At 63.2% G+C, this 12,477-nt stretch carries 15 protein-coding genes; 6 read left to right on the plus strand and 9 right to left on the minus strand.

The window, feature by feature from the left end; genetic code table 11:
- Positions 1 to 62 precede the first annotated feature (62 nt).
- On the plus strand, positions 63 to 317 hold the full coding sequence (locus DBV08_RS02370) for a WhiB family transcriptional regulator (RefSeq protein WP_003940950.1): 255 nt from the start codon (positions 63 to 65) through the stop codon (positions 315 to 317).
- A gap of 119 nt (positions 318 to 436) precedes the next feature.
- On the opposite strand, the gene DBV08_RS02375 is transcribed toward DBV08_RS02370, so the two are convergent.
- Positions 437 to 1,939, minus strand: coding sequence for a sensor histidine kinase (locus tag DBV08_RS02375; protein WP_124566396.1), 1,503 nt, complete (start codon positions 1,937 to 1,939; stop codon positions 437 to 439).
- Between the two features lie 8 nt (positions 1,940 to 1,947).
- On the minus strand, positions 1,948 to 2,163 hold the full coding sequence (locus DBV08_RS02380; RefSeq protein WP_124566397.1) for a biotin/lipoyl-binding carrier protein: 216 nt from the start codon (positions 2,161 to 2,163) through the stop codon (positions 1,948 to 1,950).
- A gap of 136 nt (positions 2,164 to 2,299) precedes the next feature.
- Between DBV08_RS02380 and DBV08_RS33210 the strand changes: the two genes are divergently transcribed.
- A complete protein-coding gene (locus DBV08_RS33210) occupies positions 2,300 to 2,374 on the plus strand; it encodes a 50S ribosomal protein bL37 (protein ID WP_022597109.1) in 75 nt (24 codons plus the stop codon).
- Between the two features lie 101 nt (positions 2,375 to 2,475).
- On the opposite strand, the gene rsrA is transcribed toward DBV08_RS33210, so the two are convergent.
- Positions 2,476 to 2,757: a mycothiol system anti-sigma-R factor gene (gene rsrA / locus DBV08_RS02385; RefSeq protein ID WP_003940722.1), complete on the minus strand. Its 282-nt coding sequence runs from the start codon at positions 2,755 to 2,757 to the stop codon at positions 2,476 to 2,478.
- Positions 2,754 to 3,452, minus strand: a complete 699-nt coding sequence (locus DBV08_RS02390; protein WP_095969105.1) for a sigma-70 family RNA polymerase sigma factor — start codon at positions 3,450 to 3,452, stop codon at positions 2,754 to 2,756. Before DBV08_RS02390 ends, rsrA begins: the two co-directional genes overlap by 4 nt.
- A gap of 206 nt (positions 3,453 to 3,658) precedes the next feature.
- On the opposite strand from DBV08_RS02390, the gene ybaK reads away from it, so the two are divergent.
- Together ybaK and DBV08_RS02400 are read left to right on the plus strand one after the other, a co-directional pair.
- Entirely contained in the window at positions 3,659 to 4,153 is a 495-nt protein-coding gene (gene ybaK / locus DBV08_RS02395) for a Cys-tRNA(Pro) deacylase (RefSeq protein ID WP_095969104.1), read from the plus strand.
- A 24-nt stretch (positions 4,154 to 4,177) separates the two neighbouring features.
- A complete protein-coding gene (locus DBV08_RS02400) occupies positions 4,178 to 4,891 on the plus strand; it encodes an SIMPL domain-containing protein (protein ID WP_058226475.1) in 714 nt (237 codons plus the stop codon).
- A 3-nt stretch (positions 4,892 to 4,894) separates the two neighbouring features.
- On the opposite strand, the gene DBV08_RS02405 is transcribed toward DBV08_RS02400, so the two are convergent.
- On the minus strand, positions 4,895 to 5,647 hold the full coding sequence (locus DBV08_RS02405; RefSeq protein ID WP_124566398.1) for an SOS response-associated peptidase: 753 nt from the start codon (positions 5,645 to 5,647) through the stop codon (positions 4,895 to 4,897).
- Positions 5,648 to 5,696: 49 nt separating this feature from the next.
- Here DBV08_RS02405 and aroA point away from each other — a divergent pair, with 49 nt between their 5' ends.
- Both aroA and rsgA read left to right on the plus strand, forming a co-directional pair.
- Positions 5,697 to 7,010, plus strand: a complete 1,314-nt coding sequence (aroA, locus tag DBV08_RS02410) for a 3-phosphoshikimate 1-carboxyvinyltransferase (RefSeq protein WP_124566399.1) — start codon at positions 5,697 to 5,699, stop codon at positions 7,008 to 7,010.
- Complete coding sequence (gene rsgA / locus DBV08_RS02415) at positions 6,959 to 7,996, plus strand: ribosome small subunit-dependent GTPase A (protein ID WP_124566400.1); 1,038 nt, start codon at positions 6,959 to 6,961, stop codon at positions 7,994 to 7,996. The genes aroA and rsgA overlap by 52 nt, the downstream gene beginning before the upstream one ends.
- A 101-nt stretch (positions 7,997 to 8,097) precedes the next feature.
- Here the strand turns inward: rsgA and DBV08_RS02420 are convergent, their stop codons facing one another.
- The 4 genes from DBV08_RS02420 to DBV08_RS02435 all read right to left on the minus strand — a co-directional run bounded on the left by DBV08_RS02420 (position 8,098) and on the right by DBV08_RS02435 (position 12,476).
- A complete protein-coding gene (locus DBV08_RS02420; RefSeq protein WP_003940700.1) occupies positions 8,098 to 9,339 on the minus strand; it encodes a fatty acid desaturase in 1,242 nt (413 codons plus the stop codon).
- 138 nt (positions 9,340 to 9,477) lie between these two features.
- Entirely contained in the window at positions 9,478 to 10,740 is a 1,263-nt protein-coding gene (locus DBV08_RS02425; protein ID WP_020907111.1) for an acyl-CoA desaturase, read from the minus strand.
- 24 nt (positions 10,741 to 10,764) lie between these two features.
- Positions 10,765 to 11,883 carry a ferredoxin reductase gene (locus tag DBV08_RS02430; RefSeq protein WP_003940928.1) on the minus strand — a complete coding sequence of 373 codons (1,119 nt, stop codon included), beginning with the start codon at positions 11,881 to 11,883 and terminating at the stop codon, positions 10,765 to 10,767.
- A 92-nt stretch (positions 11,884 to 11,975) separates the two neighbouring features.
- Positions 11,976 to 12,476, minus strand: a complete 501-nt coding sequence (locus DBV08_RS02435) for a DUF6912 family protein (protein ID WP_020969223.1) — start codon at positions 12,474 to 12,476, stop codon at positions 11,976 to 11,978.
- Between the last annotated feature and the right edge of the window lies 1 nt (position 12,477).

Below are 12,477 nucleotides of genomic sequence, written 5' to 3' on the forward strand. Positions count from 1 at the left end.
CACACACAAACTCATTGGTACCAAATGGTGTGAATACACACCCAATTAAGGAGCGAAAAAAGATGGACTGGCGCCACAACGCAATCTGTCGCGACGAGGATCCCGAACTGTTCTTCCCGGTGGGAAACAGCGGACCGGCCCTCGCTCAGATCGCTGATGCCAAGGTTGTCTGCAACCGCTGCCCCGTCACCGCCGAGTGCCTGTCCTGGGCTCTCGAGTCCGGTCAGGATGCAGGCGTCTGGGGCGGAATGAGCGAAGACGAGCGTCGCGCACTCAAGCGTCGTAACGCACGTACCCGTGCACGCACTTCCGTCTAGGTAGAACCGAGACGTTCGACTCGCGACGGAGAACAGCCCCTCCGCACAGTCGAAGACGACAGCCCGGCACCACATGGTGCCGGGCTTTTTGTCTGCTCGAATCAGTAACGATGCTCGAATCAGTAACGCGCAGTACGCCTACCGAGCGGCACACGCAGAACCGCGTCGGTGCCACCACCGCTCCCCGGGTGCAGTCCGAGTGAGCCGCCGAGTTCGGCGCCCAGCAAAGTCCGAACGATCTGCAGTCCGAGGCGATCGGATTTCTCGAGGTCGAAATTTTCCGGGAGCCCGCGCCCGTTGTCGTGGATGATCACGTCCAACCAGCGTGCAGAACGCTCGGCGCTCAATGTGACCGTGCCGGTACTACCTGGATCGAAAGCGTGCTCGATTGCGTTCTGCACCAACTCCGTCAGCACCATGACCAACGGGGTGGCACGCTCGGCGGAGAACACTCCGAAACTTCCCTCACGCCGAATCGTCACCGGCACACCTACTCCCGCGACATCGGAGAGCATGGGAACCAACCGGTCGATCACCTCGTCGAGATCCACCTCTTCGTCCACCGACATCGACAAGGTGTCGTGAACGAGGGCGATGGACGTCACGCGCCTCACCGATTCTGTCAACGCTTGTCGCGCTTCGTCGTTGCCGGTTCGTCTGGCCTGTAGACGCAGAAGCGCCGCGACGGTTTGCAGGTTGTTCTTCACTCGGTGGTGAATCTCGCGGATGGTCGCGTCCTTGCTCAGGAGCGCGCGATCACGACGCTTGACCTCGGTGACGTCGCGGACGACGACCGCAGCACCGACGTGCCGACCGCCCGGCTTGAGAACCAGGGCTCGCAGCAGAACGGTCGCCCCGCGCGCCTCGATCTCCATACGGCGACCGGGCTTGTCCGCCAACGTATCCCGGATGTATCCCGCAGCTTCCGAAGACTCGAACGGGTCGGTGACCAACGAACGGGTCAACGCCGCGAGGTCTTGGCCCACCAGATCCGAACTCAAGCCCATCCGGTGATAGGCCGAGAGCGCGTTCGGGCTGGCGTAGACGACGGTGCCTTCGGTGTCGAGACGGATGAACCCGTCGCCCGCACGTGGGCTCGAGTTCGTGTCGGAGCGCGATTCTCGGATCGGGAAGGTTCCGTCGCTGATCATCTGACACAGGTCTTCGGCGCAATCGAGATACGCGAGCTCGAGCGGACTCTGCGCTCGCTGGTGCGACAGGTTGGTGTCGCGGCTCAGAACCGCGATGACGCGCCCGTCCAGACGCACGGGAACGGCTTCCTTACGTGGCGGCATTCCTTCACGCCACGTCTCGTCTTCGCCGCGAACGACGCGGCCCTCCACGAGAGCGCGGAGAACCTGCGGGTGCTCGGACTCGGAAACGACCGTCCCGACCGCGTCCTCCGGAAAAGCCGTCGATGCCGTTGTCGGCCGGCAGTGCGCGACGCAGATGACCGACCCCTCCGAACGGTTCTTCTCCGATTCGGTGCCCACCCACAGAAGAACATCGGCAAAGGAGAGGTCGGCGAGCAGTTGCCACTCGCCCACTACTCGCTGGAGGTGGTCGACCGCCGCACCCGGGAGATCGGTGTGTTCGGCGAGGAGGTCACTGAGAGTGGACATCGTCCGACTTAGGAGATCACGGCGATCAGATCGCCTTGCTGAATGACATCGCCGACCTCGACGCCCACCGTCGTCACCGTTCCCGGAACCTCGGCCAGGACCGGAATCTCCATCTTCATGGATTCGAGAATGACCAGGGTGTCGCCGTCCGCAACGACGTCTCCCTCGCTCACGACCACCTGGTAGACCGTCGAAACCATCTCGGCGCGCACGTCTTCTGCCATCGTGAACCTCACTTCTGTCGGAACTGCACCCTGACCACGAAAATACGTCGACGGATCACTCGATCGACCTGCCAATGGAACCACACCGGCATCGGCGTGAAACAATGACGCGAAAGAAACAGAAGGGAGACCAATCATGGGTAAGCGTGGTCGTAAGAAGCGCAGCCGTAAGGGCAACGCCGCTAACCATGGCAAGCGTCCAAACGCCTGACATGTAGCGCAACAAAACGTCCGAGGGGCGGGGAAGCATTGCTTCCCCGCCCCTCGGCGTTACTGCCTTACGCTACTACCGCTCAGATCGTCGCTGACGGGCTAGCTGTCGGTTTCGGTAGTCGTTATGACGATGGTCCGACGCAACTCGACGGTGAGCCGCTGACGCAGACTTTCCGGCGCGTGGTCTCCGCCGCACTTACGGTTGATCAGGCTCTTGACCTTCTCTTCGATCCCGTAGGCCTCGAGGCACGATCCGCAATCGTCGATATGACGCTGCAGGCGAGCACGACTGGAATCGTCACATTCACCGTCGAGCATCAACCAGACGTCGGCGATGACTGCCGAGCAGTCGAGCCTTTCGAATTCGTCCTGCTCACTCATCGTGTGACACCTTCCGTCTCGGTGGCTGCGACTGTGGCTGTGTCGACTGCGCCGTCCCGATTGAATCCCCGGTCTTTTGCGACATCGGCCAGAAGACCACGCAATTGCTTGCGACCACGGTGCAGTCGCGACATCACCGTTCCGATGGGTGTGCCCATGATCTCCGCGATCTCCTTGTACGGGAATCCTTCGACATCGGCGTAGTACACCGCCATCCGGAATTCCTCGGGAAGCGACTGCAGCGCCGCCTTGATGTCGTCGTCGGGCAACGCGTCGAGCGCCTCCACCTCGGCCGAACGCAGACCGGTGGACGTGTGCTCAGCGGTCGCGGCCAACTGCCAATCGGTGATCTCGTCCGTCGGATACTGCGCGGGTTGGCGCTGCTTCTTACGGTACGAGTTGATGTAGGTGTTGGTGAGAATCCGGTACAGCCAGGCTTTCAGGTTGGTACCGGCACGGAACGAGCGGAAAGCGGTGTACGCCTTGACGTACGTCTCCTGCACGAGATCCTCGGCATCAGCCGGATTCCGAGTCATACGCAGGGCAGCGCCGTACAACTGGTCGAGCAGCGGGAGCGCGTCGCGCTCGAACCGGGCAATCAACTCATCCGCAGTTTCGGGCGTTTCGGACACTGCGCCGTCGGCAGGTTCGGTAACCCCTGACGGTTCGTCCTTGGGCCGGTCGTGTTCCAGCACTCTGATCCCTTCACTAGCCGTAGGGATCAAGGTTACCGCCAACTGAAGATCCGACCCACGGGCCGGTGGTGGCTCACACACAGCCAGCACGGTCGCTCCTTCGCTTCTCGGGACAAGTTTCATCAACTGGTACCAACACGGGAGTCTGCGACTCTGTTCCCGGCCTGGTCGGATGCACCTGCGGGCGATCCACATAGGGTGTCCTCATGGCCGGAACAGCGACCCCTGCGACCGTACTTCTCGACAAGTCGAAGACACCGCACCGCGTCCACAGCTACGACCACGATCCTCGCGCCGAATCGTTCGGCGACGAAGCCGTGGACGCGTTGGCCGAGTCGACAGGCGTCGAGGCTGCCCAGATCTTCAAGACCCTGGTAGTCAAACTCGACACCGGCAAGCTTGCCGTCGCGGTTCTGCCGGTCCCGGACAAGCTCTCGCTCAAGGCTGCAGCCGCTGCCCTCGGTGCGAGCAAAGCAGTCATGGCCGATCGCGTCGAAGCCGAGCGCTCGAGCGGCTACGTCTTCGGCGGTATCTCACCGCTCGGCCAGCGCAAGAAACTGCCGACCGTGATCGATGCGTCGGCGCTCGACTGGGACCGCATTCTCTGCAGCGCCGGTCGACGCGGGCTCGAGATCGAGCTGGCTCCGACGGACCTCGTGCAGTTGAGTGGCGCGGTCACGGCGCAAATCACGGCGGGCTGAGTACCCGGTCGCTACGGTCTCACCATGCGACCACACCTGAAAACTCTGGCACTGACCGCTGCAGCGGCAGCCCTCACCGTCTCGCTGACGGCCTGCGGGAGTTCGGACAATGCCGCCAAGGAAGTCACGGTAGTCGGATCAGGGCAGGTCCGCGGAGCGCCGGACATCCTCAATGCCGACATCGGCATCGAGGTTGTTGCCCCGGATGTATCGGGAGCGGTCTCCGAGTCGAATGACAAGGCCCGTCAGATGATCGACGCGATAGTCGCCGCCGGCGTGGCCCCCGAGGACGTGCAGACAAGCGATCTGTCCGTCCAGCCGCAGTACGACGCCAGTGGTGGACCGTTCATCGGCGGCAACGTGACCGGCTACCGGGCAACCAACTCGGTACGGATCGTCGTCCGCGATCTCGACAAGGCCTCTTCTGTCTTGGACGCCGGCATCGCGGCGGGCGGAAACGCGGCACGGCTCGGCAACGTCGCCTTCGCCATCGACGACGACTCTCAGCTTCTGGCCGACGCCCGCACCCGAGCTTTCGAGGACGCGAAGAACCGTGCCGAGCAATACGCGGATCTGTCCGGCACTTCGCTCGAGAACGTCGTGACCATCACCGAGGCGCACGACACGAGTGGCGGTCAGACCATGCGCGCTCCCGACGCCTCGATGTCCGACATGGTTCTCGCCCCGGGAACCCAGCAGGTCTCGTTCGAAGTGACCGTTACCTGGGCTCTCGGCTGACTGCTAGAGCAGGCTGATCTGCTCGCCGGCACGGTCGACGTCCGGCTCGATCAACTCGTGTCCGTTGTTCTTGACACTGTTGACCAGCGGCCGGACTCGATCGACGTCGATTCGTTCGAAGAGGTCCGGTACCGGCTCGAGCAGGGCCGAATCGACGGTGTTGTCGGGATCGAGCCATGGCTCCCAGCGGTCGCGAGGCAGGGCGAGGGGCATGCGGTCGTGAACCTGCTCGAGGTGACCGAGAGAGTCGACTGTGACGATCGAGCAGCTCAGGACGGGGCTCGCGTTCTCGACCCTCGGGTCCCGCCAGGCAGACCACACACCCGCCATGAACAGCCGTGATCCGTCGTCGGGATGCATGTAGTAAGGAATTTTCGCGGCCTTCTTCCCGCCGGTGGCCTCGGTCTGCCACTCGTACCACCCGTCCATGGGGACCAGGCAACGCTTGAACTTGAAGGCGGTCCGAAACGCCGGCTTCTCCGCCAGCGAGTCGGCGCGGGCGTTGAACAGGACCGGGCCTTTGCCCAGCTCCTTGGTCCACGACGGGACCAATCCCCAGCGCATCCGCCGAATCCTCTTGGTCGGATCGCTGTCGGGGTTCTCCCGATCGTGGCGTTCGACGACGGTCAACACCTCGGTCGTGGGGGCCACGTTGTAGTCGGCTTCGACGGGCGCCGAGTGGTCCGTCTCGTCGAGCGCATCGAGTTCCACCGCCAGGGTGGCCGGGTCCGCTGTGGTCGCATACCTTCCGCACATGACACCCAGGGTGGCACGGTTTCGACCATTCCCCCACCGATGAGAGAAGATGGACCATGTGAGTCTGAGTCTGTGGAGCGCCCCGAGGGCCCAAGCACCCGTCGATGCAGTGGTGACGCTGCCCGGATCCAAGTCCATCACCAATCGAGCTCTGATTCTTGCCGCACTTGCGGATGGCCCGTCCACGATCACCGGTGCACTCCGCAGCCGTGACGCCGACCTGATGATCGCAGCTCTGCGCGACCTCGGCATCGGTATCGAGGAAGCCGGCGATCCGACCACGCTTCGCATCACCCCGGGGCCCTTGCGCGGCGGCGAGGTCGACTGCGGCCTGGCCGGCACCGTGATGCGCTTCCTGCCGCCGCTCGCCGCGATGGCCGACGGCATCGTTCGCTTCGACGGCGACGAGCAGGCACGCACACGACCACTCGGCACCATCTTGGAAGCCCTGCGCGGTCTCGGCGCACACATCGAGGGTGACGCACTCCCGTTCACCGTCACCGGAACCGGATCCCTACGCGGCGGGACGGTCACCATCGACGCATCCGGTTCGTCGCAGTTCGTCTCCGGTCTCCTGCTCTCGGCTGCTGCCTTCGAAGAGGGTGTCACCGTCCACCACGACGGCAAGCCCGTCCCGTCCATGCCGCACATCGACATGACCGTCGAGATGCTCCGCGAAGCCGGAGTTTCCGTGACGACACCAGCCACGGGCGGTGACGCGGACACCTGGCGTGTGGCACCGGGGCCGGTGCGCGCCGTGGACTGGGCGATTGAACCCGATCTCTCCAACGCCACCCCGTTCCTGGCCGCTGCCGCAGTGACCGGCGGAACCGTCAGCGTTCCGATGTGGCCGTCGTCGACCACGCAACCCGGCGACGCGATCCGCGGGATCCTCGCCTCGATGGGCGCCGACGTCACTCTCGCCGATGGTGTGCTGACCGTTCGCGGCCCGGAGAAACTGCGCGGCATCGACATCGATCTCCACGACGTGGGAGAGCTGACCCCCACCGTCGCGGCCCTGGCCGCCCTCGCCGAGGGCACCTCGCATCTACGGGGTATTGCACACCTGCGCGGGCACGAGACCGACCGTCTGGCCGCCCTCGCCGACGAGATCAACAAGCTCGGCGGCTCCGTCACCGAAACCGATGACGGCCTGACGATCGTTCCCGCGGAACTTCATGACGGACAATGGCTCTCGTATGCCGACCACCGCATGGCAACAGCCGGCGCCATCATCGGCCTGGTCGTCGACGGCGTCGAGGTCGACGATGTAGGAACCACCGCCAAGACACTGCCCGGCTTCGAGAACATGTGGGTCGACATGCTCGAGAGTTCGACTGCGACGCCGAAGGCAAGCTTCTGAGTCCGCGGCAGTACGACGAGTCCGACGTCCGGGTACGCCCCGGACGCGGATCCCGCCCCCGTACGAAGACTCGGCCCGAACATCTCTCGGCTGAATCGGGGATGGTGGTGTCGAAGGATCGTGGCCGTTGGGGTTGCGTCCTCGGCGGTGATCCCGACCGGCTGATCGTCACGATGCGCGCCCGCGAGTTGGGCCGCACCCCGATCGTCGTCGGCGATCAGGTGGACATTGTCGGCGACCTGTCGGGTAAAACCGATACTCTGGCTCGCATTGTCCGGGTCTCCGAGCGTTCTACGGTTCTGCGCCGAACCGCGGACGACACCGATCCCTTCGAACGCATCGTCGTCGCGAACGCCCAGCAGTTACTCATCGTCGTGGCACTCGCCGATCCCCCGCCGCGCACCGGCTTCGTCGAGCGCGCACTGGTCGCCGCCTACGTGGGCGGCCTGACACCGATCGTCTGCCTGACCAAGAGCGACCTCGAACCACCCGAGGAATTCGCGAGCACTTTCGCCGACCTCGACATCCAAGTGGTCGTCGCCGGTCGCGACGATCCACTGGACGAACTGACGCAGATCCTCGAGCACAAGCTGACCGCCCTGATCGGGCATTCCGGCGTCGGAAAGTCGACACTGGTCAATCGTCTTGTCCCCGACGCCAATCGAGCGGTCGGCATCGTGTCCGGCGTCGGCAAGGGCCGGCACACGTCGACACAATCGGTGGCACTCCCCCTCGCCGGCGGCGGCTGGGTCATCGACACTCCCGGCATCCGTTCGTTCGGCCTTGCACATATCTCACCCGAGAATGTGGTGGCGGCATTCTCGGACCTTGCCGCGGCGATCGAGGATTGCCCGCGCGGATGCACGCATCTGGGGCCGCCGGCGGATCCCGAATGCAAGCTCGACCTGCTGGAGGGCAAATCAGCTCGACGCGTCGTCGCGGTGCGACAACTGCTGGAAGCGATCAAGTCCAACGATCAGTACTGAGCGACACCCCTGCACGACGCCCCAGCGCGAGAACAGCAAAGCGGCCCGACACCATCGAATGGTGTCGGGCCGCTTCTGTTCTGGTCAGCGCAGGCGGGAAATCAGCGAAGGCCCAGGAGGCTGCGCAGCTTGCCGCTCTTACGCTTGCGTGCGATGGCGCTCTTGAGGCCGCTGCGACGCCCGGTCACGGGATCGACGGTCGACGTCAGTTCGCCGTCGAACATCCGCTCCGACGCCGTCTCGGGCGCATTGTCGACGGTGTCCTTGAGGTACTTGTTCGGCAGCGACAGCTTGGCGATGGTGCGCCAGGACTTGGCGTACTGCACGGCAAGCGGGCCCGTCGTGTACGGCAAGTCGTACTTGTCCGCGAGCTGACGCACCGTGACCGCGATGTCCTTGTAGCGGTTGCTGGGCAGATCGGGGAACAGGTGATGCTCGATCTGGTAGCTCAGGTTGCCAGTCATGAAGTCCATGAGCGCGCTGCCCTCGATGTTGGCGCTGCCGAGCATCTGACGCAGGTACCACTGAGCCTGTGTTTCCTTGTCGATGTCTTCCTTGGTGAACTTCTCGGCACCGTCCGGGAAGTGACCGCAGAAGATGACCGCGTTGGTCCACACGTTCCGCAGGGTGTTGGCGGTGAAGTTGGCCGACAACGTGCTCTTCCACGCCGGTCCGGTGATGGCCGGGTAGATGACGTAGTCGCGCAGGACCTGCTTGCCGATCTTCTCGCCGACCTCGCGAAGCTTGCGCTGCGTCTCTTCCTTGTCGGCGCGGCCCTTGGCCACCTTGCCCAGCTCGAGGTGCTGAGCGGCGATGCCGTACTCGAAGAACAGAGCGAGCAGCGTGTTGTAGACCAGGTTGCCGGCATTGAAGGGCTTCCAGCGCTGATCGCGGGTGACGCGAAGGAGGCCGTATCCGACGTCGTCGTCCATTCCGAGGACGTTGGTGTACTTGTGATGCAGGTAGTTGTGGGTCTGCTTCCAGTGTGCAGACGGGCCGGTGACGTCCCACTCCCACGAGGTGGAGTGGATCTCCGGGTCGTTCATCCAGTCCCACTGCCCGTGCATCACGTTGTGCCCGAGTTCCATGTTCTCGATGATCTTCGAGAGCGTCAGCAGTCCAACTCCGGCAAGCCACGCCGGACGACGACGGCTGGCGAAAAGCACTGCGCGGCCCCCGATTTCGAGCGAACGCTGCAGGCGAATGACGTTGCGCACGTAGCGCGCGTCCTTCTCGCCGCGCGACTCCTCGATGTCGCGACGGATCGCGTCGAGTTCGCGGCCGAGCGCCTCGATGTCGGCGTCCGTGAGATGTGCGTATTCCTTGACATCTGCAATCGCCATGGAAAGCCTCCTAGCAGTGAGTTAGGCGCAAAGTAGTAAGTGCAGAACGATCATGAATGCGAATCGTTCAGATCAACTGCACCTACTGTAGCGTAACTTACGGCACCGTAGGTTAGGTTTTTCCCGATGTAACCTATATCACTTCCGGCGCTTCGGCATGCGGGAACGGGCCTGTGACTTGAGTGCGGTCAACAAACCGAGACGCTTACCGGTGACCGGATCCGTACGAAGGTCCTCGACCATCGCCATGGCTGCATCCCGGAATCCCGAGTCGCGGAACCGTAGTTCCGAAGAGGTTTCCGGAGCATTGTCCGAGGTTGCGGTCAGCCACTTGTCCGGCAAAGCCAACTTGTGGATCGTGCGCAGAGCCAGAAGATACTGCTTGAAGAGCGAACCGGTGGTGTACGGGAGATCGAACTTCTCGCACAATGCACGCATCTTCACAGCGATTTCGGGATAGCGGTTACTCGGCAGATCAGGGAACACGTGATGCTCGATCTGGTAACTCAGATTGCCGCTCATGAGTCCCATGAGCTTGCCCGAATTGAAGTTCGCACTACCGAGCATCTGGCGCAGGTACCACTCGTGACGAGTCTCCTGCTCGAATTCGGCAACCGTGAACTTCTCGGCACCGTCCGGGAAGTGGCCACAGAAGATGACGACGTACGCCCACAGGTTGCGCACGAGATTCGCGGTGGCATTGGCCGTCATGGTCGACTTCCACGCCGGCCCCGTCAGAGCCGGGAACAAGATGAAGTCCTTGCCCACCTGACGAAAGATCTTGCGCGCGAAGTCTTTGTTCGCCTGCGAGTTCAGTTGTCCCTTTTCCGCGCCCTCCAACTCGGCTGCCGCCGTGAGGTCGTGCAGCGCGATGCCCCACTCGAACGTGGCCGCCAAGATCACGTTGGCGATCGGCTGGAACAGGTTGATCGGCTTCCACGGCTCGTCACGCGTCATACGCAGAATCCCGAAACCGAGATCCTCGTCCATCCCGACGACGTTGGTGTACGTGTGGTGCTGGTAGTTGTGGGCGCGCTTCCAGTGCTCGGAAGGACCGGTCTGGTCCCACTCCCACGAGACGGAGTGAATCTCGGGATCGTTCATCCAGTCCCATTGCCCGTGCATGACGTTATGCCCGAGTTCCATGTTCTCGATGATTTTCGACAGGCTCAGCAGGGTCGTACCGACCAGCCATGCCGGTCGGTACCGACTGCCGAACAGCGCGATACGCCCGCCGAGCTCCAACGCCCGCTGGACGCGAATGACGCGACGAATGTAGCGGGCGTCCCGGATTCCACGAGAGTCTTCGATGTCGAGTCGAATCTGATCGAGTTCACGTCCGAGAGCTTCGACATCGGCCTCGGTGAGGTGCGAAAACTCTTTGATATCGGTGATGGCCACCGTGGTCCTCCGTGTGCCTAGAAGCTATGCGTCCAGCGTACAGTCGCCGGCGGCAGCGGAGATGCACGTCTGAATGCGCTCACCCTCCGCGTGCTGTTTACCCGAACGTAGATCGATCGCGTGGCCGGCAACGAGAGGTACGACACACGTCTGGCAGATGCCCATACGGCAACCGAAGGGCATCAAGGCACCGGACTGCTCGCCGGCCTCCAGAAGGGTCGTCGCGCCGTCGACGGTGATCGTCTTACCCGATTTCTCGAACGTGACCGTGCCGCCGTCCGCCGAAGCGTCGATGCGCGACACCGCGAACCGCTCCATGTGGAGTCGATCCTCGATGCCTTCCGCCTTCCAGACGTCTTCGAGCTCGTCGAGCAACGGAAGTGGTCCACACGCCCAGGTATGGCGCTCACGCCAGTCGGGGCAGACCGTGTCGAGTGAACTGAGTTTGAACTTTCCGTCACGGCGCGTGAGTTGAACGTGGCTCACGAAGTCCTCGTGCTCTGCGTGCAGTGCCGTGAGTTCGTCGGCGAACATCACGTCGGATTCCGTCGGAGCCGAGTGGATGTGCATGACGTCGGGCAATTGACCGCGCCGGTTCATCGTCCGCAGCATGCCCATGACCGGAGTGATGCCACTGCCCGCGGTGATGAACAGGATCTTCTCCGGCGGCGGATCAGGCAACGCGAAGTTGCCCGACGGCGTGGCCAGTCGAACGATGGTTCCCGACGGCACCGCGCCGCTGACGAGGTGGCTCGAGAGGAAGCCCTCGGGCATGGCCTTGACCGCGATGGAGATGCGCTTGTTCTCCCAGTTGGGAGGAGAAGTGAGTGAGTACGACCGCCAGTGCCACCGGCCGTCGATATGCAGGCCGATGCCGATGTACTGCCCCGGCTGGTAGTTGAAGTCGAATCCCCAACCCGGCTTGATGACGATGGTCGCCGAATCCGTGGTCTCGGGCCGGACTTCGACGATCTGACCACGCAGCTCGCGGGCGGACCACAACGGATTTGCGAGGTGCAGATAGTCGTCGGGAAGCAATGGTGTGGTCAGCCGAGCCGCCGCACCGCGAAGCAGATTGAGCTTCGACCGCGCTGCCGGAACTACCGACGCCGCCGGTGCCTCGATCCAGTCCTTCAGACCCATCAGACCTCCACCTCTCACCTTCCGAACCCACTGCCTACGGTACCGTAGGTTATCAGGTTACGGTACCGTAGGTTACTTGACGGTAAGCACATTTACAGCAGGTCGAGCAAGAACGGCAACTCCTGCGCGGCGTACCACGCCAACTCGTGGTCCTCCGCGTCGCCGAGCGTGAACTCGGCATCGGCATCACCGAGATCCGCCGCGTCGACTATGCCAGCAGCGCGCTCGATGTCCGATTCTGCCTGTTCGAGGTCGACATGCACAGATGCAACCTGAGCCATCGTGACAGGACCTGCCAATCGGACTACCGAATCGTCGAGATCGGGCCGCAACTTCACATCGGCATCGTCGACGTCGGCGGCAACGACAGCACGCCGGAAGGTGACGTCGCCCTCGGTTCCGGCGATCAGCCGCAGCGACGCACGCGCAGCCTCACCCATGGCGACCTCGGCCAACTCGTCGTCGTCCCCCGCCGCGTACGACTCACGCAACGTCGGGGTGACCGCAAAAGCCGTCCGGCTCATCGGGTCGAACTCCTGATCTGCGACCAACTTCTGCAAAATCTCGACCGTCGCCGGTACGTACACCCTCATG

It is taken from the genome of Rhodococcus sp. KBW08 (genome assembly GCF_003852455.1).
Classification (GTDB): domain Bacteria; phylum Actinomycetota; class Actinomycetes; order Mycobacteriales; family Mycobacteriaceae; genus Rhodococcus_F; species Rhodococcus_F baikonurensis.

Excerpts from the sequence above, each read along its gene's own strand:
- ybaK (WP_095969104.1), top strand. The coding sequence starts at position 3,659 with ATGGCCGGAACAGCGACCCCTGCGACCGTACTTCTCGACAAGTCGAAG.
- rsrA (WP_003940722.1), bottom strand. The coding sequence starts at position 2,757 with ATGAGTGAGCAGGACGAATTCGAAAGGCTCGACTGCTCGGCAGTCATC.
- DBV08_RS02380 (WP_124566397.1), bottom strand. The coding sequence starts at position 2,163 with ATGGCAGAAGACGTGCGCGCCGAGATGGTTTCGACGGTCTACCAGGTG.
- DBV08_RS02400 (WP_058226475.1), top strand. The coding sequence starts at position 4,178 with ATGCGACCACACCTGAAAACTCTGGCACTGACCGCTGCAGCGGCAGCC.
- aroA (WP_124566399.1), top strand. The coding sequence starts at position 5,697 with ATGGACCATGTGAGTCTGAGTCTGTGGAGCGCCCCGAGGGCCCAAGCA.
- DBV08_RS02435 (WP_020969223.1), bottom strand. The coding sequence starts at position 12,476 with ATGAGGGTGTACGTACCGGCGACGGTCGAGATTTTGCAGAAGTTGGTC.
- DBV08_RS02405 (WP_124566398.1), bottom strand. The coding sequence starts at position 5,647 with ATGTGCGGAAGGTATGCGACCACAGCGGACCCGGCCACCCTGGCGGTG.
- DBV08_RS02370 (WP_003940950.1), top strand. The coding sequence starts at position 63 with ATGGACTGGCGCCACAACGCAATCTGTCGCGACGAGGATCCCGAACTG.
- DBV08_RS02420 (WP_003940700.1), bottom strand. The coding sequence starts at position 9,339 with ATGGCGATTGCAGATGTCAAGGAATACGCACATCTCACGGACGCCGAC.
- DBV08_RS02375 (WP_124566396.1), bottom strand. The coding sequence starts at position 1,939 with ATGTCCACTCTCAGTGACCTCCTCGCCGAACACACCGATCTCCCGGGT.
- DBV08_RS02430 (WP_003940928.1), bottom strand. The coding sequence starts at position 11,883 with ATGGGTCTGAAGGACTGGATCGAGGCACCGGCGGCGTCGGTAGTTCCG.